The organism is Streptomyces sp. NPDC050315 (assembly GCF_040655775.1).
Lineage (GTDB): Bacteria > Actinomycetota > Actinomycetes > Streptomycetales > Streptomycetaceae > Streptomyces.
Genome location: NZ_JBFAKN010000003.1, coordinates 18,018 through 37,409, shown reverse-complemented (window position 1 = coordinate 37,409; position 19,392 = coordinate 18,018). Strand labels below are relative to the sequence as shown.

Here is a 19,392-nt window from a genome sequence, read left to right as displayed (position 1 = left end):
CGGTCCCCCGTGGCTCTGCTCACGGTGCAGGCTACGTACGATCTTCCGTAGGCGCATGGCTGTGTGCTTAGGGGCCCGCGATCACGTGCTGGTCATGACGCACTCTCCGTGACCTGCAGAGTTTCGTGTCGTGGGGAGGTTGACATTGCTGTCAAAGGTGCGGGTGGCGGAGCGATCATGCCGCATACTCAATCCCGTGCGGTGCGCAGGCTCGAATCCTCGGCGGGGGACCCACAACATGGGGACGAACGTGGGAACAGGGAAAACCGCTGGTTGCGGGCGAGCGGCTGGAGATCCAGACAGTTGTCCGGCTGAATCGGTAAGCCGTCGCTGCTGGACCGCAACTTCGAGTCCTGGGCGCGGGGTAGATGGAACAGGCGTGACGTGGTGTCTCACGGCACGTTCGTCGTCGTGGAGGCCGTGCTGGATCTCTGAAGCGGCCATTGCCGACCGCAGTTCGCCGGCGTGGACGGCTTGCCAGCCTGAAACGATCGTCCTTGCACGCCGTGACTCGGCCATTCGCCGTTCTCCAGCCATGTCGGACTACGGTAACTAATGAGGTTTCGGTTGGCGGTGTGCCTGCGGCTGGCCGCGGACCAGTTCGGTCCAAGCATGCCGAGCCGATACTGCATCTGCTTGAGATGGTGCGAGCCCGTGCGGCAAGTTCGCTAATGCTGCACAGGCCAGGTTGCCCATGCTCACCTTCCGGTGAGCCCATGCCCTCGGCTGGGGGTGGGATCGGCCGTAGGGGGGAGGCGGAAGGCAATCAGCCAGGTCCGTGCTGCGCTCGGCTCGCGCATCGAGGCGTCGACACGGTGGATGTAGTTTGGCCTGCACCAGCATGATGTTTCCCGCTGCTCATCTGCAGGCAGCCGGTCTACGACTACCTCGCGAATACGGCCTATCGCGAGGATCAAGCTTTATCGGCGGTAGGACAATACGGGTTCAAGCTCAGTAGCCATCGATATCCGTGCGCTCCGGTGCGCGTGTCCAGACGCAAGCGCCATCCGCGTAGAGTCCTGCCAGCAATTCATACGACCGAAGCAGGTCTTTATGGTGGTAGACCATGCCAGTCGCCATGATCTCGTCCACTTGAGTGCGCTGAATCAAATCATCCAGCTTTGCGCGCACTGTTTCTTGTCCTCCGATGATCTGGGACTCGAAGTACGCGTTGACGATTTCCCGCTCCGGGGCGGAGTAGGGGTAATTCTCTACTTCGTCCATGGTGGGAAGTTGGGAGCGAGGGGACTGTCCAGCCCCCAGCTTCTGCAGTTCGATGAATGCCAAGGCTCCCGGTTCTGCCAGCTTCTGGGCGCGCGCGTCAGTGTCGGCGCAGATGATGGGTACCGTTATGAGTGCATATGGTCGATCGAGTTCGATGGACGGCTGAAAGGCTTCACGGTACGTATCCAGGGCCTGGACTGTCTGCTGATCGTTCAGGTGATGCGCGAACGCGAATGGCAGGCCGAAGAGCCCGGCCATCTTCGCGCTGCGGACACTTGATCCCAGCAGCCACATCGGCGGCCGATTGCCGGCTGCCGGAATGGCCAAGCTGTCTTCGCTGAAGTAATTCCGCAGCTCGACCAGTCGTTTGGTGAAGTCTTCGATGGATTGGGTGCCAGCGGAGAGCTGCAGCGCCTCTTCAATACGCGGGTCGATGCCGGCGTTGCGCCCCACACCGAGGTCAATTCGCCCCGGGTGAAGCGCTTCCAGCATCCCGAACTGCTCGGCTACTACGAGTGGGGAATGGTTCGGGAGCATGACACCGCCTGAACCGATCCGCAACCGCGATGTGGCCGCTGCCAATTCGGCGATCAGTACGGCTGGAGCGGAACTGGCGATGCCGGGCATCCCGTGATGCTCTGCCAGCCAGTACCGCGTATAGCCGAGCCGGTCGGCATGCTGGGCGAGATCGAACGTATTGCGTAATGCTTGAGCTGACGTGGAACCAGTGACGATGGGGGCGAGATCCAGGATGGAGAAAGGTATGCTCATAGCGTGAGGTCCTAATGACGTGCTCTTTTGGATGCCAAGGGTTCCGAGGGGGCCTTCGCTCCAGTTTCGACAAACTGGATCAGCTGGGGCCGATATTTGCTGTGAGGACAGTGACGGCCTTGCGGGTATCGTCGGCGGCGAAGCGGACCTCCCGCACTTGTTGCGTCGGCTTTCCTGGCTTCGGCGCTACGGGGTACGGTTCGCGCAACTTGAGGCTTAGGGTGGTGGAGTCCCCGATCGGCATCGCCAGTACGCCGTCGTCGATCTGGACTGCTCTACGGTAGCCGCTGTGCCGGGCCGAGCGCACCGATTCCACCAGTTCGAGTGGGATGGCGATCTGGGTGAAATGGGCGAAACGCAGCATCATTTTTCCATCGCCAACGGTATGGGGGCGGACAAAGAGCGCTGCGATAAATCCGAGCACCCATACAGTCCCGTACACGGACAGCACCAGCAGGATGATGCGTACCACTGGCCAGGGGACCAGGAATTCGACGGCGAGGACCTCCAGCGGTACGAGGAAGACCATCACCCACATGAGGGGTTTGAGCTCGGATCCGTAGGTCAGGGTCTGGTGGCCTTCCGGAGCGTCGGGCTTCCGCCGGATCCAGCGCCAAAGGGCGCGGAAAAGTCCGAATTCCATCCCTATCGCTTTGGCCACGGGTGCGGGCAGTACCGTGGACAGTGCCTGATTGAGGGCCTCCTGGCCGTCGGCGCCCTGACTCCGGGAGGTCTTGAAGGCCCGTCTGGCGAGGGTGATCTCGGTGATGACAACCCCGGCCAGGAGCAGTTCGAGGAACAGTCCTACCGCCACGGCCTCGCCCAGGCTGAACACGCCGGTCCAGACGAAGCAGACCTGGGCGAGGACAATTGTGGGTGCCGCCCATCGCGCAGCGGTAGCGAGAAACTTCCGCAACGTCACTCACCTTTCCTTGCACGTGTGCTCGGTGTTCTGGCCATCATTCCATCCCCTTCTGCGTGGCAAGGCGGCGACGAGGTCTCCACTGGCCGGATTTCGATCTTTTGCAGAGGGGTGCCGGGCGAAGGGGTATGCGTCGCGTGGGACACCGTTACGGTCTCTCCCAGTCTTGTTCGACGACCACCCAGTTCTCGCCCGTCATTTGATGTTCGAGGAAGGTGTAGGGCAAGAGACCGTAGCCTTTGTCGCCCCAGCTGGTCCCCCAGCTGTTGCGGACCTGGAAGGCGCCGGGACCCGTGCCGCGGTCGTAGGGCGCGGTGTCGACCTGGTCGTCATAGCCGGTCAGGAGGACGACATGGGGCCCCACGGACTGCTCTGTCGTGAGCTGTGCGGGAATGACACCGCCATTGACAAGGGACAGGGAGATCGACAGGCAGAGCCGGATCTCCACACTTACTGGGATGCCCCGGGCGATCGCGCAGCGTGACAGTTCCAGCATGCTGGCTCCGTCCGGTGCGTAGAGCCGTCGCGCGACGGGGCGGGTTCGCCGGGCAGTGGTGTGGCAGTGCTCGGGTGGATCCCGGTCGACCCTGGTCAGGCCGTTCTCGTCGTACGGCCAGGAGGATTCCTCGCACAACCCGGATTCCGCCCAGGCGCGGAAGCTGTGTTCCAAGCGTGACCCTTTGCGCCCGGTGGCCCCGGCGAGCGCGCGCGAGAGGCGATAGTTGAACAGGACGGAGGCGGTGAATTCCAGCTGCTCGGCCCGGCGGGCGTAGTAACCGGCAATCGCTGCGGTGACCGCGGCGGTACACAGCGGAACCTGGCCCTGGTCGATCACAGGGGGCATCCAGTAGGAGAGGTTCATGCGCTCAGGCGTGCGCCCACTCGTCCACCACGGGAGCTCGATCCGGGACAGCCAGGTGGCGTCGGCGACAGCGGAGTCCGGGATGCTGCCCTTGCCGGTTGTTCCCTCTGCCGTCATGCCGGGTCCCGGTCGGTGCCCTCGCCGTGGTCGCCTTTCCGGCTCCGGACTGTCTGATCGATCCGCTTCTGGCGGCGGGCGACGGCGGTGTAGAACTCCCGCAAAGCGGCTTGGTCGAAGTCGGATGCGGGCCTGGTCTCGCGCGAGAAGGCGCCGGTGTCCGTGCCGCGGACGAGCAGCGCACTGTCCTCGCCTGCGGTGGGAGAGACCTGCGGGGTGATGTAGTCGATTGCGAGGTTGAACCGGCCGTCGGCGGTGTGGTTGGGGCCCGAGCAGTGCGCCATGGCCAGGTGGTGTGCGGAGCACTGGCCGGCTTTGAGGACGACATCCACAGCGGCCGCCTCGTCGATGTCAACGGCGATTTCCTCGCCGCGCATGATCTCCTCGAGCCCGGAACCGCTGAACCGGTGCGGCAGCGCACCCCGCAGATGCGAGCCACGGGCGTACCGCATGGTGCCGTTGGCGGCCGTGGTGTCGGTGAGCGCAACCCAGACGCGGGCCGCATGCTGCTGGAAGCCGTTCAGCCCGAGGTAGACGGCGTCCTGGTGCCAGGCGAGCGAACTGCCGCTGTGCGCGGGCCTGACGAAGAGGTTCGTGGACCACACCAGCAGATTCGGCCCGAGGAGCGTTTCCACCGCGTCGAGGATCGCGGGGTGGTGCACGATCCGGTCGGCCCAGGTGGACACCAGATGGATCTTCGGGAAGACGGCGTACCTCGCCAGGGCGCCACCCGCTGCGCTCACCGTGCGCAAGTAGGTGTGGCATGCGGCCAGCGACTGTTCGACTTCGGCCGGAGTGAGGGCGTCTATAGGAAATGCGAAGCCGTCGGTACGGAACCGCTCCGCCAGGTCGGTGGCGATCGTGTTCATCAGGCAGCCACCTTTGAGGCAGCCAAGGTCTCGTACGTTGTGGCGTCCTGCCGCATCCTGGCGAGAAGGGCGATGGCGTCCTCTCGCTTGGCGTCGGGGGCCTCGGACGAACGCAGGTAGTCAGCGAGGCGCTGCCGGTCGGGTTCGGGCATGACGCCCTTCAGGTGGCGCAGGGCGGCGGTGCTGGTGCGCTGCGGAAAGTACAGGGACTTGGCGGCCTTCAGGAATAGCTCCGCATTCTCCTCGCTCACCACCTCCCGGCGTAGTGCTGCCTCGGTCGCGACCCGGATGTTGACCATGGGTTCACACACCGGGCGCAGCGACTCACTGTCGAAGGTGATGGCGACCTCGTCATCGTCTTCCAGCGTGCCGGAGGCATACATGGCGTAGACGGTGCCGACGCCGGTCATCCCGTAGACATCGAGCTCGGCGGCCCGCAAGGCCCCCATGCTGGAGGAGCCATAGACACGGACGCCGCGGTCCATGGCCCGCAGAATCTCCTTCGGGGAGATCGAGAAGCTCTGGAGGAACTTTCCGTCGATAATGCCGATCTGTTGCGGTGGTTGCTTTTGTGCCATGAGGGCGCCGATGCCGCCGCGCTCGATGGGGGGCAGGAACTCCGCATCGGGCAGGTGGGCAGACGCCTCCTCGTGCGGCAGGCTGGGGCCGACGAACACGACCGTGCGCATGGTGTCTTCTCCCGTCACTGGGTGGAACCGGCTGTCCGCAGTCGCTGCTGAGCGGAGTGGATGGTGGTCAGGGCGCTGTTCCACGCCTGTGCGGCTCGGGGCCCGAGCTTGTTGCGGTCGACTGTCCAGGACTCGATGCCGGGCACGATGACGCGGACGACCGTGGCGGGTACGCCGGGCGCGGACAGGTCGACGACGATGGCCTGGTCGAGTCCGCGGGACCGCAGCCGTTGCAGCAGCAGCCGGACGTCGTCCATGACGTCTGTGCTGGGATGGGACTGGACATCTTGGAATCGGACGGGACGGGCGGAGGGCTTGATAGCCCATGAGTCGGGGTTCGCGCGGTTGCTGCGCCGTACGTGGTAGAGAGCCTTCTCCACGGGCTGTCCTGCGGCGGTGATGTCCTCGCGCATGGCCTGAATGTCCACGACGCGGGACTGGGCGACCTCGCTGATGGCCCGCACGACCGCAACCTCGGCGTCCGGGTGGGTGCCGATGCCATGGTGGGAGCGGGAGAACGAGTCGGCTACGTACTCCGACACCACCGCCTGGAAGCTGGGGATGCCCGTCGCCGAGGTGATGTTCTTGACCTCGATGGCGATGCCGGCGTCGAGGAACTTCTCCATGAAGAACTGCGCGCGAGGCGGGAGCGTCGCCGGGTCGAGGCTGGGGTGGCGCTCCTGCGCCCAGGCGCGGATGGCAGCTCCGACCGGTCCGGCCCCGTCGTCGGCGGCGAGTTTGCCGAGGCGGTTGGAGATGAGGTCGGCCATGGTCCAGTCGTCGCGTTCGACGAGTTCGCACAGAGCGTGGCAGATGGCCTCTTCCAGTGAGTTGCCCGAGGCGATGCCGTTGGTGGTGGAGACCGGGTAGCAGGGGACCTCGTGGTAGCTCATGTAGTAGCCGGCCAGGAACTGCGGTACGAGGATGGTGTGTTCGCCCATCAGGTCGAAGCCTTCGACCCAGGAGATGGGGGTGTCGATGTTGTAGGCGTGGTGCAGCTCGAAGTTGCATGATCTGGGGTCGAGAACGCGGCGCCCCGACGCTTCCAGTTCGGTGTAGGAGGCGATCGCGGCCGGCCGCATCGGCAGAGCGGCGGCGAAGCGCTCGGCGGCCTCCATGATGGCCGACGTCTTGGCATCGATCTTTGTGGCGCCCTTGCCGTTGTAGACGGAGATGATGTCGAACGACCGTGGGGATATAGCGTTGTAGACGGGTATGCCGACCCGGTCGAGGCCTGTGATGTCGGCGACTCTGGTCACCCCGATTCGCTTGAGATGCGGGGCCATGCGCGCGTACGTGGTCTCGGCAGTGATCTCGCGGTGCGGGCCGTTTCCGGTGATCTTGGGGACGCTGGAACGCAGTTTCAACGCAGGGACTCCTTGAATGCGCTGTCCGCCGGGCCTGTCACTGGAGGCCAGCGGGTTCGAGGTGGGAGGTGCCATCGCCGAAGTACCGGTAGGAGTAAGAGAGTGCCTGCCCGGGGGCGACCTTGACGGGTTCACGAAACGCCCAGGCGGCGGTGTACCAGTGGCTGCGGGCGCAGCCCAGCCAGGGGGCTGTCGACAGTGTGGTGTTCGGCCCGAGTTGTGCTTCGAAGTGGACGACGATGCCATTGGTCTCGCCCGCGCGGTCGGCGGCGAGAGTGCAGCGGGTTTCCAGCGGACCCGTCATGTCCTGTTGGAGATCCACCTGGTACAGCTCGGCCGGTTTCGAGAGGAAATCCCAGGTCTGCACGGCCTCCGGGCGCTCGTAGAAGCCGATGGAGCGTCGACTCTCGGACTCTGCCATGGGGCCGAAGTCGATGCCGAACATCTCCTTCCAACGCGCGAGATGGTCCTGAGTAACCCGATGCTTGTCGAGCACGTCGTCGGGTATCCGGGCAAGTGTGGCGAACGAGGTAAGTCGGCCGGGAACCAGACGGGCTGAGTCCTTCATCAGCCGACGCCGGGCGTCCTGTACGGTCTCCCAGATCTGCATGTCCAGCGCCTCGTTGCCCACGATGTCCGTCAGCAGGACGTCTGCCCGCTCGGGAAGTTCGAGCTGGGGCGACCAGCCACGGATGAACTCGATGCGGTCGGCCACGCCGTTGCGTTCGGCGATCCGCTGCGCGAGGTGGACCATGCCGGCGGGCTCGACCGCGTAGACCTTGCGGGCTCCCGCCTGGGCCGCAGTGATCGCCAGGATGCCGGAACCGGTGCCCAGATCGAGGACCACATCCCCGTCACGGACCGTTTGACGGACCGCTTGCTGGAAGGCGGCTTTGCGTACCGGGTCTTCCAGCATGGCGATGTGGACGAACGCGGCGTCGTAACCCCCTTTGGGGAAGGGCTGGTCGCTGAAGCCCTCGGTCGGCTCGGTGCGCAGCAGCCCCGCCTGGTGGAGCGAGACCACGGTTGCCAGCGCCTCCTGTGCGGCTCTGGGGCCCTTGAGCCGGGGCCCAAGCAGGGTCAGCGCCTGCCCGACGGTGCGCGGCTGGTGGAAGAGGTCGAGCAGCCCGAGCGCGTCATGGCCGAGCTTGAGGATCCGGCTCTCGAAGTGGATCTTCACCTCGTTGCTGGTGTCGGCCTCGGCGATGAAGGACGGTGCCCGGTGGAGCACGGTGTCGGGTGAGAGTTTCGGCATGTGCTGATCACTGTCCTTGTGGATGGGTGTATCGGGCGGCTGCCTGGACCAGAGCGGCGGAGATGGCCGGCTGGAAGTCGCCGAGTGAGCCGGCTTCCCGTCGCCCCTCAGTGAGGGAGATGCCCTCCTTTGGCTCGACGATCTGATAGCCGTCCTCGCGCAGCTGGTCCACGTTGCGGCGTACGGCGCGTTTGGACCACATGGCCGCGTTCATGACCGGGGCGATGAGCACGGGGCACTCGGCGGCAAGCAGCGTGGCCGTCAGGACGTCGTCGGCGATGCCGTGTGCTGCCTTCGCCAGGAAATTGGCGGTGGCCGGCAGGACCACCAATATGTCCGCCCAGGCGCCGAGGGCGACGTGGGCGGCGCCTCCGCCCTTGTGGTCCTCCCAGTCGGTCACTGGCGTATGGCCGGTGACGGCCTCGATCATGCGCGAGCCCACGAGAGCGTGGGCCTGCGCAGTCATGACGGTACGGATCTCCTCAACTCCGACGGTGCCGCGCAGCCACGCGTTCACGTGGGGGACCGCGACGGCGGAGAACGAGCCGCACACGCCCCACAACAGCCGTACGCCGGCCATCGCCTGCTGTGGGCTGGTGGCATGCTCGGCCATCATCCGGTCACCCCCTTGGGAGTTCCGAACGCACCGAGGATGCCGGGCAAGGATGGTTCTGCCCGTCGCAACAATTCCTCGGCGCCCTCTGGATCGGACGCCGACCAGGCGCGCAGGGCGACATGCTGGAGAACGCTGGAGGCGAGGTGACCGGCGAGACGCGCGTGCTCAACGTCGCTCAGCCGGGTGCCCCGGGCAGCCTCATACCCTTCGGCTATAAGCCGGGCCCGCTGCTCCTGGAGTCCCTGCGCGCCCAGGGCCGCTGCCGCCTGCACGAGGTCCCGCAGTAGGAACGCGAGGTCGGTCATGGGGTCCCCGGTGCCGGCCTCCCGCCAGCCGAGCACCCGCGGCACGGGGCCGGGGACGCAGGAAGCGGTCGACAGTCGGCCGTGCACGACGGCTCGCGGGAACGCCTCGGTCACTCTCGCCGCGGCTGCATAGGCGAGGCGCTGGATTCGCGGGGCCGCGGCCTTGTTGAGGCGGTCGCGGGCAGCGCGGATGCCGTCCGCTGCGCGCGGCGCCGCTTCGAGCCAGGCCGGACAGGCCCTGGCCGGCAGATCAGCCGTGCGCTCGACGGGGATGGAGTGCAGTTGGGCGAGGAAGCTGCCGAGTTCTCCGAACACCTGCTCCGGGTTGGCGGTACTGGCCGGGCTACCGAAGACGGTGTCGCTGAGCAGCCTGGGAGTGACCACCACGGGGTGGACGGCCGTGCAGTCGTCGGCAAGCACCGGGACACATGCGTGTCGGGCAGCCTGTGTCGGGCCGATCACCTCGGTGATATGGCGTAGGGCTGTGCCGTCGAGATAGGCGGGGCTGGCTGCCGGGACGCTCTCTCCCCAGCGGTAACCACCGTCCACCCGGAGGCAGATGCGGGTGACGAACGGGCCGGGAAGCGAGCGCACCGGCTGTCCGGTCCGCACAGCAGATCGGGTCATCGGGCGGCACCTTCTTGGGAATTGAGGTACGGCTTTGCGGGGTCGAGTCGCTCTGCCCGGTACCGCTCCTTGATGGCGCGCAGCCGGTCCGCCGCAGTGGTGTGACCGTCGCGCCATGCCGCTACCAGCCCCTCGGCGACCAATAGGCAGCGGTGCTGGCCGAAGCTCATGAGGCGGCCTTGCCGCTGCTCGGGCTCGTCCGCCATCCACCAGCCTTTGCCCAGCTCCAGCGCGAGGGCCGGGCCGGTATCACGGAGTGCGTCGACGTGTTCGCGGTGGACGTCCGCCAGCTCCCGCTTTTGGAGGCGCCAGTCGTTCCGGTACAGATAGAGGACCATCGCATCCCGCCGCCCGTACCCCTCTGGGTGGTTGGCCGCCTTCAGCTGGTACGGGACACGCGCGGCGCACAGCCGCCCGGTGATCGCGCGCATGAGGTCAGCCGCTGCTGCGGGGCTCCGGGGTGTGTAGTACAGGCGTATGACGGGCCGTTCCCCGTGACGGGGCATGCCCTCGTCGCTGATGGCGAGGTACCAGCCGGGATACATGTACGGACGATCCGGCGGGAATCTGACACTCACCCGCTGGCCCGCCGTGGCTGCTGGCGGCAGGGTCTCCGACTTGGTGACCGTCAGGGTCAGCCCGTTCTTGCGTACGCGGCGGCCTTCGGGTCCCGCCGTGATCGTCTGCCAGTCGTTGTCCCAGTAGCCGCTGCCCTGGTTGGCCTCGGCCAGTGCGCGTGCCACGGCCGGGTCCTCACGTCTGCGGGTGCCCAGCACCACCGGCGCGCCGTCGATCAGCCAGCGTGCGGCGCGGGCATCACCGGCGTAGTAGCTCAAGTACAGGAACCTGGACAGGTGGGGCAGGACGGGGAGGTCCCCGGGAGCGGACTCGACACCGGGGGCAGGGCGGAGCTCGCCCCACTCGCGGTGGTGGAAGGCCGAATCGTTCAGGACCTCCACGTCTTCGGCAATCGCGGAGAACGCCGCTTCGTACGGGTTCATGCTTCCGCCTTCCGGGGCCGGGCGGGAGCGAGGAGCCTGGCCAGGCCCTGCGGGGCGTTCAGCAGTTTGCACCCCACAAAGAGGCACAGGTGTCCGATACGCCCCAGTGAACCGACCTGCTCCAGTCGCCCGGCCGCGTACATCAAGAGGGACAAGCCGGCATATTGGAAGATGGCATTCCACTGCTCGGTCGAGAGCGGAGCGCTGTGTTCGTAAGCAGCGAGGAAGAGCCCGACGTTGCGTCGCACGGTGGCCCAGGTATCGGCGTCGGATAAGCGGTCGGCATCGCCCCGCAATGTGTGCAGCCACTGGATCAGCAGCTGGCCGACGATCGTGCCCACGTCCAGCATGGGGTCACCAAAACCGGCCAGTTCCCAGTCGATCAGGGCAACCTGGGGGTGCTGACAGTCGGCGCCCTTGACCAGGATGTTGTCGTCCCGGAGGTCGAAGTGCACCAGACTCTTCGGACCCCAACCGTCCCGCAGGCGCGCCACGCTCTCGTCGACCGACTGCATGGCAGCCGCATAATCGGAGTAGTCCATTCCGGGCCCGCTCGCGAGCTCGCCAGGGGTCAGGCGTGCGAAGGATGCGAAGGGAAAGGCGATGATCTGCGGGCTGTACCGCGCGTCAGTGATGATTTGGTCCACGGGGGCGGTGTGTATTCCTGCCGTCACCGATGCCAGTGCGGCCAGCACCCGAACGGGAATATCTGGGGATCTTCGAGTCGCTTCCCGCATCGACGTGAAGCCGGTCTTCCCCTCCATGATGATGGTTTTGGTTTCCGGGTCAGTCGCAATGAAACGAGGAACCGCCGATCTCGCGAAATGCGGAACGCCGGATTCAGATATCAGCCTCAGCATCGCCTCCTCGTTGCCCGTGGCCGTGCCGACCGCCTTGGCGGTTGCCGGATCCACCTGCTTCAGGACGAGCGCGGTACCGTCCTCGAAATGAAGCATTACCACGCTGTTGCGTGCCGTGAAGGTCTGCACCTGCACGATGTTGCCCTGGTCGATGCCAAGTGAAGCGAGCCAGGAACGAGCCCGGGCCGTTGCGGGCCCGGACTCGTCCGGCAGCGCTTCGCACCAAGGCGAAGACATGCTGCTCTCCCGTCTGGCCTCAAATGGCGTGATGCCGGCAGGGCCGTGCGAAGCGCTGGTCATCATGAGCTGAACGACTCAGATCAACAGTGGAAGGCCACCGTCGCGGCGGCCGCCATCACGCTGCCCTGAGCCTCCTCGTCGGGCGAGATACCTGCCTTCTCCTCAAGGAAGGACTGCAGTTCCTCGGAGCTGACGCCGGCGAGCTCCTCCAGAGCCTTCTCCCCAGAGGTGGGGTCGATCACCGCGCGCTGCTCGTCGGTCATCGACGCCTCGGCGTCCTGGATCTTGCTGACGAGATCAGCGAAGGCGGTCTCATCGACCGCAGAAACCATTGCTTCGGACATTTGATCCTCCTGATTCGTCCCCCGCCTGTCAGCTGGGGAATCAAATGGACAGCCATGATCTAAACAGATTGTTGTATCTCCCTGTCAACAGGTCTCAGGCATTCCATTTGTGAGTATTGAAAATTCGATTCAGGCACGCCAAGGAGCCTGTCGGCATTATTTCCGACAGGCTTCATGGCGCTTTTTGATTATGTGAGTGTGAAAGGCGGCGGCAGTGTCAGGTCAAAAAGCTGGAGGCCGCCAGAAGTCGAGATGCGTGCATGGCGAGTCAGCCATCAGAAGCCCCCGTTGAATGATCTGGTCGTCTTCCGGAGGGTAGGTCCAGGCCAGGCTCTTCCGGTAGGGGGCTGTCTGGCTGGCCGAAAAGTTCAAGTCGTTCCCTGGCTTGCGAGCCTCCGTTGTTACTGGTGGTACATGTGTGACTCAGCTCCACGTGTAGCCAATTTGGCCGAAAGAAGATCTGTACCCGCAGGACAAGCGCTGCAAGATCACTGGCAACCGCATCCGCACCACGGCCGGCAAGCTCGGCCTGCCCCACCTGGCAGAAACGATCAACGAGTACATCCGCCGGGCGAACGAGGACAAGCTCGGCTATCTCGACTTCCTCGACCTGGTCCTCTCCGAGGAACTCGCCGTCCGCGACGACCGCCGCTTCCGCAACGGCCTGCGACTCTCCAAGCTGCCGCACCACAAGACGCTGGACGAATACGACTTCTCGTTCCAGCCCGAACTCGACCCGCGCAAGGTCAAAGACCTCGCCACCCTCTCGTTCGTGGAGGCCAAGGCCAACGCAGCTCTGCTGGTCCGCCGGGGGTCGGCAAGACGCATATCGCCGTCGCGCTGGCGGTCGCGGCCTGCCGGGCCGGCTACTCGATCTACTTCACCAGCCTCGACGACATGGTCCGCCAGCTCAAAGCCGCCGAAGCCGCCGGACGGCTGACCATCAAGCTCACCACCTACCTGCGGCCGAGTGTCCTCGCGGTCGACGAGGTCGGCTATCAGCCCCTGGAACGAGCGGAGGCGAACCTCGTCTTCCAGGTGATCTCCAAGCGCTACGAGAAGGGCTCGATCATCCTGACCTCGAACAAGACCTTCAGCGAATGGGGTCAGGTCTTCGGCGACGAGGTCCTCGCCACCGCCATCCTTGATCGTCTCCTGCACCACTGCGAGGTGGTCTCGATCAACGGCCCGAGCTACCGACTCAAGAACCGCCTCCAGGCCATCGAGCGCGAGATGGACGTGGCCTAACAACTGGGGACGTTCGCCCGTACGCGCCTGGGGAGAAAACCTCGTACGCCGACAACGGCCATTGAAGTCATCTTCACCGACGCCGACGGTCGCGGCTGGATCCGGGGATCTGACCGGCCTGGAGCTGCCGGCAAACACCCGCCGCATAGACGACCAGCGGGTACAAGATGCGGTGGACGCGCTGGAAAACGCGATCGGAGTCGGTGAGGTGTCCGCACCCGAAGCCCGGCGGATGTTCACCACCCGCTACCGCCCCCCCCGCTGCATGCGAACGCTTGGGACCAGGACCAGCCACCGCTTGGCAGCCGACGGCGGGTTCCTCTCAGCCTGCGCCTGTCTCCCCACCGCCTACGGATGCGCCGGGCATGGTGGAAGCTGACACACCCGTATACGTGGCTGCCGGGGCTCTACAGACTCCGACGGGTTCTGCGTCGGGGGCTGGCCGGCGTCAATACGGTGGTTGGTGGTGCAGAAGGCGCGGAGGCTTTGCCGGACAAGCCGGAACTCGCCGAGAACGGCGAGGGCCCAGAGCAGCGGGCCTAGCTCCCAGTGGGCATGCCGTGATGCGCCGCTACCAGCGCCCATGTGGAGCGGGCGCCCGGGCCCGATCACGCGGGGGCCGCCACAGTCTGGCCCCCGGAAGCACGCGGGCTGGGATCATCGACGGCGACCTTGGAGCCGCAGGGCGGGCTTCGGGCGAGATGCAGGGGCTGACTCAGAGCGGCCGCCCGTAGGCCAGCGGATGCGGGCCTGTGGGGGCGGGTGTTCCAGCGACAGAGAGGCTCCAGGCGTGTCGGATCAGGCTGCGGGCAGTAGGCCCTGCTTGGCACGGTCGGCCGGACTCTTGCCGGCGCATTCACCCCGGAGAGCGACTTGGCCTGGAGGCTGTCCGCAGCCAGTCGGTCAAGGCCCAGGTCGATCGTGCGGTCGTAGGCGTTCAGTGTGGTCAGGCGTAGGACCTCGCCCATGCCGAGAGCGATCTCTTCGTCCCGATGCCGGCGCAGGGTGGTCGCCGAACAGGTGGTGTCGGCGACCCGCTCGTAGCCCATGCCGGAGAGCAGAATCAGGCTGGGCCTGTCGGAGATCACCTCGTCGGGGATGCGCGGGTTGTGGCAGCCCAGCGCGTGCTCGTCGTGATGAGTAGGCAGCTGCGCGAGGAACTCCTCACGCAGCGGGTTGATGATGCGGGACAGGGTGACAGGTGCGGTGTCTCCCCAATCGCGGAGCGTCAGCAACTCCGCGATCAAGGCGCTGTGCCTGTCCTGCTGCCGAGTTGGCCTATCCGCGACCTACTGGCGTACGCCATTATGCCGACATCGTGAAGGACGAACGGTCGGCCGACCTGCCTCGGGCGTTCCTGCGCGCGGTGGAACCGCCCAAGAGTCACCGGCAGCCGCAACTGCCGACAGGCGGCCCGACTGCTGCTGAGCGCCCGAACCCGCTGCCAGGCGTAGGGCCCATAGGGAGAGTTCGAGGCATACTCCTCGGCCTTGTGTGCCGACCGGAAGCGCAAGAGGAACTTGAGGAAGACCTTGGCAGGCACTGGTCCTGAATGCCGCGCGCACTCGCGGTATTGCCAGAGATGGGTCCCGTGACGGTTTCCCCACTGCGGCGGGCGGATGCACGATGCGAGACGAGAGCCGTCTTCATAGGGAGGCTTTCGTGTCTCAAGGAGATCAGCCGTCATCGGGACGCCGGGGGCAGAAGAACCCGACGGTCAGATACGAGTACGTCGTGGTGGAGGGTGCTGACGGGGAGGAACTGGGCCGCCGCCAAGATGCCGCGATTCTGGAAGTGCTACAGTACCTCGCCGCACATCGCGGAGTTCACGAGGACGCTAACCGTACGCACGGTCGCCGACCGGACCGGGGAGCACAGAGTGAGGGGATAGGCCTCCTGGGGGGTTTCCCAGCCAGGAGGTAGAACAACTCGCCGCGTTCCGATGTTCTGGGTGTCCATGGAGTGCACGCCCGCGCAAACATCGCCGACATGCACTCGCGGCTCTTCAGGCTTATGACCTGCGGCTTTGACCGGGAGCGCGGCAACGAGCCCTGCATCGCAAAGAGGCCCGCTCCTGGGAGGAGCGGGCCTAAAAGGCACCTGACCTGCGGAAACGCAAATCCTTAGGGTGCCCCCGGCAGGGGGCCCAGAACATGGGAACGCGCCAAGCCGGTCGGAGAGGATGAGCTTGTGATCCGGGCGGTGGTTCACCTCAAGGCGTAGGACCGCTGGTCGCAGGTACGAGTCCCGGGCTGGGCGCGACCCAGATGGGAGTGGATGCGGCCAGCGGGTTCCTGGGGCACGGGTCACGATCGAAGCGATCTACGACGTGGCGTAGAGGGATGGTTTTGTATAGCTACGGTCTTGAACGAAGCGGTACCCGGCGTACAGGCCGACTTATCTGTCATTGTGGCTGTGGTTGGGCATACACCTTGGCCAAAGCCAGAACGGCTACATTCCCCGCTTGTACCCGAGATTCCCAGGAGTTGCCGCCCGATTGTGCACGCTGCTCCCGTCGCGCCGAGGGCAGGCTCAGACGGTGAGCGGTAGCTGCCGTCGTGGCACCATCCCCGCGGATGCGGGGAGCAGCCGGCGCCGCACGTGGATGACCGGATGCGGGCGGGACCACCCCCGCGGGTGCGGGGAAGCAGGCCGTACCCGAAAGACTCGCCGGCCCGGCCGATGGACCACCCCCGCACTCGCGGGGATGGTCCCGACCACCGCCACCCGGTGCACGCGTGGGCGGAGTGCTCCCCGCACCCGGGGATGGTCCCGGCGGCAGCCGGTTGCCGCGCCCGGCACGTCACGTCCTCCCCGTACCCGCGGGGGTGGTCCCGCCAGGCCGCGGCGGGCGAGGGACTTGTCGGTGTGCCCCCGCACCCGTCGAGAGGGACCCCCGGGTCACCGTGCAACGGCACGCAAGGGGTGTGACACGCACCTTGGTGTCTGCGTAGCCAATTGCAGCCACAAGCGATCATGGGTAAATATGACAAGCTGGCTGTGTTGCGTGTGTGGCCTGACGTGACTGGTCGGGCTGCCGTGAATCAGTGCGTCCGCGGTACCCATCCTATGACCAGTGGATGGCGTGGTCGGCGACTTCAGCTGAGCAGTGAAGGGTGCAGGAACGTATCGGCGGTAGGCCGCAGGCGTTCGGTGTGACGGGGCGGGGGCATTCGGCCGTGGGTGGTGGCTCGGGGGGTGGGCCTGGCTCCGCAGAAGTGGGGGTGTGGTCAGGTGGAGATCAAGCTCAAGCCGGAAGAGATACCGCAGTACACCGGTGATCTGGCGCAGTTGGAGAAGGACCACGCGGCGCTGACGAAGGACGCCGGGCACATCCGCACCACCGGCTCGGATGTCCACTCCCACTTCCAGGGTCTGTCTGCCTACTACAAGGCCCCCGAGGCCGAGCAGCTCTTCGCCACCACCAAGCCGGTCAAGGACCGGGCCGATGGCTTCGCCGATGACCTGGAGACCGTTGCCTCGGCGCTGTCGGACTACGCGGATGAGATCCGGCCGCTGACGACCAAGCTGGCGGACCTGAAGAAGAAGGCGCAAGCCTTCATCCGGGACCACAAGGACGATGACGACGCGGACTACGACGACGAGCTGACTGCCGAACACAACCAGATCCGCGACGACATCAATGCCACCGTCGCGGCGTTCTGGGCGGCGGAGCGCACCTGCTACAACAAGATCGTCGCCCTGTGGAACGGCCCCAAGATGGTGGCCGGGGACGGTTCCAAGAAGGAGCACCAGTACGGCTTCAAGGCCGAGGACCTGAAGAACGCGAAGGTGCCGTGGGGCGACCCGGTGGAGCTGAAGCACCACTGGTACGACGTCGGCCACTGGGTGAAGTCCTTCGCATGGGACGGCATCGTCGTCGACGGGATCTGGGGCACGATCAAGGGCCTGGGCACTCTGGTGGGCGTCGACGGCTGGGACGCCGCGGGGCAGGCCTGGAAGGGTTTGGCCCAGCTGGGCACCGGCTTGGCCATTCTGACCGTCGGCGGCCCGGGAGCGGCCGCCTTCATGGCGCTCCCGGACGACAAGCTGCCCTCCTGGCTGCGGGACTCCCGGAACACGATGAAGGAGACCGGCAAGGCCCTCGTTGCCTGGGACGAGTGGGGCAAGAATCCCGGCCGTGCCGCAGGCGGGGTCACCTTCAACGTGCTCACCACCGTCTTCACCGGCGGCGCGGGCGGCGCCGCGGCCGGTGCGGGCAAGGCCGGAGCAGTCGCCAAGGCCCTCTCGGTGGCGGGCAAGGCCGGCAAGGTCATTGACCCCATGACGTATGTCGGCAAGGGCGTGGGCGCGGGCCTGTCCAAGGTCGGCGACATCGCCAAGAGCCTCAAGGGCATCGGCAGGATCGACATGCCCGCCCTGCCCGAGAACGCCGTCGAGCTTCCGGAAGGGTCGGTGGCGCTGCCCGACGGCACGGTGAATCTGCCCGAAGGCGCGGCGATACCCAAGGGCGCCCTCGAACTGCCAGGCGCGGGCGTCAAGTTGCCGGAAGGCTCCGTCCCCCTGCCCGAGGGCACGGCCAAGCTGACCGACTTCGACGGCAACACCGTCTACGTCGACCCCAAGGGCAACCTGTACGACGGCACCGGTGCTATCAAACAGCACCACGCTGAGGCGCCCGCTGACATGGTCGACAACGCCACCCACCCCACCACCGACGCGACCACGCCCCGCGTGGAGGCCCCGGCCTCGGGCCGGGTCCTGGTCGGCGCCGGAGCCGCACACACCGCCGACAACGCCGCCCACCTCCACCTCGGCGACAGCCTCGACACCACCTTCGACGACACCGGCCGCATCACCGATGACGTAAACGCTCCCGGCGGCCATCACGGTGACATGTCAGGCAGCGGCCCCGGCCACGTCCCCGGAGGCAGCGCCCACGACCTTGGCCACGGCCCCTCCGCCCACCATGAACCATCCACCGGCGGCAACCACACCGGTGGCCAGGGCGACGGGCTGGCAGGCGGCCACAGCAACGGCGCATCGGGCGGGCACGCGCACGACTCCGGAGGAAACAGCGGCGTCCATGATGATCCCGCCGGTGGTCATGGCGAAGGCGCGAGCGGCGGAATGGGCGGTACGGGGCGGATCGCGGACGATGCGGCGACGCCCGCGCACCATCCCGATGGGGGCGCCGGAAACTCTGGTACGGGACACGGCGGCGAACGTCAGCTGACCCCCGAAGAGCTCAAGAAGATCCAGGACGAGCACGTCCGGAAGGCCAATGAAGACCCGGCGTGGCGGGCGGAGCACTACGACGAACTCGGTCGCCGAAAGCGCATCGGGAAAGTCGTGGACGGTGCTCAGCTTCCCCAACTGACCAAGAACGCTGAGGGCAAGTGGATCGCCGCGCACGATCAGCCGAGCGGGCCGTCCGAGAGCAAATTCGGGGCGAAGCCCCTCGGGCCGGACACGGTGCCGGACGGGAACCTGCCGGAGCTCGACCGCACCACGGCGAACCGCAAGGCATCCGTGGACCTCATCAATGCTGAGAAGGCGTTCGATGATGCGCCGACCCCAGAGGCGGAGCAGGCCCTCGCCAAGGCCAGGGAGGCGTACACGGATCGGCTCGGCACCACACCCAACAACAGCAAGATCTCCGAAACGCTCGGCGAGAAGGCCGCCGCGCTGCATGTGGTCCCCCACTCCTTCCCTGATGCCGAGGTGGTCCCGCTTCCGAAGACGCCCAACGGCGCCAACATGTTCGATCAGGTGTACAGGCTCGACTCCGACGGGCACTACCTCGTCGTCGAGGCGAAGGCGCCATCCGGAGATCTCGACTGGCGACATGGCCGGGCCGACCCTGAAGACCCGGCGAACCCGCACGTCGGCGATGACGGTGGGGCCAAGGGGATGAGAGTCAAGCAAGGCACCCGACTGTATGTCCGCACGATCCTGGGTGAGATGACGAGACGCGGTGGGCGGGACGCCGAGATTGCGGCTGACCTCCGAACCGCGCTCAAGGAGGGGAAGCTGCAGTACGTGCTGGTGAAGGCAGCGAAACCCAATGGCTCCAATTACGCTGGTGCTGTGCTGGAGTACCTGAAGATCTAA

Annotated in this window: 13 protein-coding genes and 2 pseudogenes; 2 read left to right on the top strand and 13 right to left on the bottom strand. The window is 66.1% G+C overall.

The annotated features are described in order from the left end of the window. Positions 1–951: 951 nt before the first annotated feature. The 12 genes from AB0I82_RS11355 to tvaA all read right to left on the bottom strand — a co-directional run bounded on the left by AB0I82_RS11355 (position 952) and on the right by tvaA (position 12,069). Positions 952–1,995 (bottom strand): LLM class flavin-dependent oxidoreductase, encoded by a 1,044-nt coding sequence (locus AB0I82_RS11355; RefSeq protein WP_363256964.1) that lies wholly within the window; start codon positions 1,993–1,995, stop codon positions 952–954. Positions 1,996–2,074: 79 nt separating this feature from the next. Further along, positions 2,075–2,917: a hypothetical protein gene (locus AB0I82_RS11350; RefSeq protein ID WP_363256963.1), complete on the bottom strand. Its 843-nt coding sequence runs from the start codon at positions 2,915–2,917 to the stop codon at positions 2,075–2,077. 148 nt (positions 2,918–3,065) lie between these two features. Continuing rightward, positions 3,066–3,896: a C1 family peptidase gene (locus tag AB0I82_RS11345; protein WP_363256962.1), complete on the bottom strand. Its 831-nt coding sequence runs from the start codon at positions 3,894–3,896 to the stop codon at positions 3,066–3,068. Next, entirely contained in the window at positions 3,893–4,765 is an 873-nt protein-coding gene (locus tag AB0I82_RS11340) for a phytanoyl-CoA dioxygenase family protein (RefSeq protein WP_363256961.1), read from the bottom strand. Before AB0I82_RS11340 ends, AB0I82_RS11345 begins: the two co-directional genes overlap by 4 nt. Next, a complete protein-coding gene (locus AB0I82_RS11335; protein ID WP_363256960.1) occupies positions 4,765–5,454 on the bottom strand; it encodes a TfuA-like protein in 690 nt (229 codons plus the stop codon). The genes AB0I82_RS11340 and AB0I82_RS11335 overlap by 1 nt, the downstream gene beginning before the upstream one ends. Positions 5,455–5,468: 14 nt before the next feature. Beyond that, positions 5,469–6,821 (bottom strand): YcaO-like family protein, encoded by a 1,353-nt coding sequence (locus AB0I82_RS11330; protein ID WP_363256959.1) that lies wholly within the window; start codon positions 6,819–6,821, stop codon positions 5,469–5,471. A 37-nt stretch (positions 6,822–6,858) separates the two neighbouring features. Beyond that, entirely contained in the window at positions 6,859–8,076 is a 1,218-nt protein-coding gene (locus tag AB0I82_RS11325) for a 50S ribosomal protein L11 methyltransferase (protein WP_363256958.1), read from the bottom strand. A gap of 7 nt (positions 8,077–8,083) precedes the next feature. Further along, positions 8,084–8,692, bottom strand: coding sequence for a flavoprotein (locus AB0I82_RS11320; protein WP_363256957.1), 609 nt, complete (start codon positions 8,690–8,692; stop codon positions 8,084–8,086). Then, on the bottom strand, positions 8,689–9,624 hold the full coding sequence (locus tag AB0I82_RS11315) for a phosphotransferase (RefSeq protein WP_363256956.1): 936 nt from the start codon (positions 9,622–9,624) through the stop codon (positions 8,689–8,691). The genes AB0I82_RS11320 and AB0I82_RS11315 overlap by 4 nt, the downstream gene beginning before the upstream one ends. Beyond that, a complete protein-coding gene (locus AB0I82_RS11310; RefSeq protein ID WP_363256955.1) occupies positions 9,621–10,625 on the bottom strand; it encodes a T3SS effector HopA1 family protein in 1,005 nt (334 codons plus the stop codon). Before AB0I82_RS11310 ends, AB0I82_RS11315 begins: the two co-directional genes overlap by 4 nt. Continuing rightward, positions 10,622–11,788, bottom strand: coding sequence for an aminoglycoside phosphotransferase family protein (locus tag AB0I82_RS11305; protein WP_363256954.1), 1,167 nt, complete (start codon positions 11,786–11,788; stop codon positions 10,622–10,624). The genes AB0I82_RS11310 and AB0I82_RS11305 overlap by 4 nt, the downstream gene beginning before the upstream one ends. Before the next feature lie 17 nt (positions 11,789–11,805). Further along, positions 11,806–12,069 (bottom strand): thioviridamide family RiPP peptide, encoded by a 264-nt coding sequence (gene tvaA, locus AB0I82_RS11300; RefSeq protein WP_363256953.1) that lies wholly within the window; start codon positions 12,067–12,069, stop codon positions 11,806–11,808. Between the two features lie 487 nt (positions 12,070–12,556). Between tvaA and istB the strand changes: the two are divergent. After that, positions 12,557–13,317, top strand: a pseudogene (istB, locus tag AB0I82_RS11295) (IS21-like element helper ATPase IstB). Positions 13,318–14,130: 813 nt separating this feature from the next. Here the strand turns inward: istB and AB0I82_RS11290 are convergent. After that, a pseudogene (locus tag AB0I82_RS11290) lies at positions 14,131–14,510 on the bottom strand (IS5/IS1182 family transposase); the annotation flags it as partial. Positions 14,511–16,551: 2,041 nt separating this feature from the next. On the opposite strand from AB0I82_RS11290, the gene AB0I82_RS11285 reads away from it, so the two are divergent. Continuing rightward, positions 16,552–19,392: a hypothetical protein gene (locus tag AB0I82_RS11285; RefSeq protein ID WP_363256952.1), complete on the top strand. Its 2,841-nt coding sequence runs from the start codon at positions 16,552–16,554 to the stop codon at positions 19,390–19,392.

What these genes read in the sequence shown, in the direction of transcription:
- AB0I82_RS11355 (WP_363256964.1), bottom strand. Translation starts at nt 1,995, where the DNA reads ATGAGCATACCTTTCTCCATCCTGGATCTCGCCCCCATCGTCACTGGT.
- AB0I82_RS11345 (WP_363256962.1), bottom strand. Translation starts at nt 3,896, where the DNA reads ATGACGGCAGAGGGAACAACCGGCAAGGGCAGCATCCCGGACTCCGCT.
- AB0I82_RS11340 (WP_363256961.1), bottom strand. Translation starts at nt 4,765, where the DNA reads ATGAACACGATCGCCACCGACCTGGCGGAGCGGTTCCGTACCGACGGC.
- AB0I82_RS11335 (WP_363256960.1), bottom strand. Translation starts at nt 5,454, where the DNA reads ATGCGCACGGTCGTGTTCGTCGGCCCCAGCCTGCCGCACGAGGAGGCG.
- AB0I82_RS11325 (WP_363256958.1), bottom strand. Translation starts at nt 8,076, where the DNA reads ATGCCGAAACTCTCACCCGACACCGTGCTCCACCGGGCACCGTCCTTC.
- AB0I82_RS11320 (WP_363256957.1), bottom strand. Translation starts at nt 8,692, where the DNA reads ATGATGGCCGAGCATGCCACCAGCCCACAGCAGGCGATGGCCGGCGTA.
- AB0I82_RS11315 (WP_363256956.1), bottom strand. Translation starts at nt 9,624, where the DNA reads ATGACCCGATCTGCTGTGCGGACCGGACAGCCGGTGCGCTCGCTTCCC.
- AB0I82_RS11310 (WP_363256955.1), bottom strand. Translation starts at nt 10,625, where the DNA reads ATGAACCCGTACGAAGCGGCGTTCTCCGCGATTGCCGAAGACGTGGAG.
- AB0I82_RS11305 (WP_363256954.1), bottom strand. Translation starts at nt 11,788, where the DNA reads ATGATGACCAGCGCTTCGCACGGCCCTGCCGGCATCACGCCATTTGAG.
- tvaA (WP_363256953.1), bottom strand. Translation starts at nt 12,069, where the DNA reads ATGTCCGAAGCAATGGTTTCTGCGGTCGATGAGACCGCCTTCGCTGAT.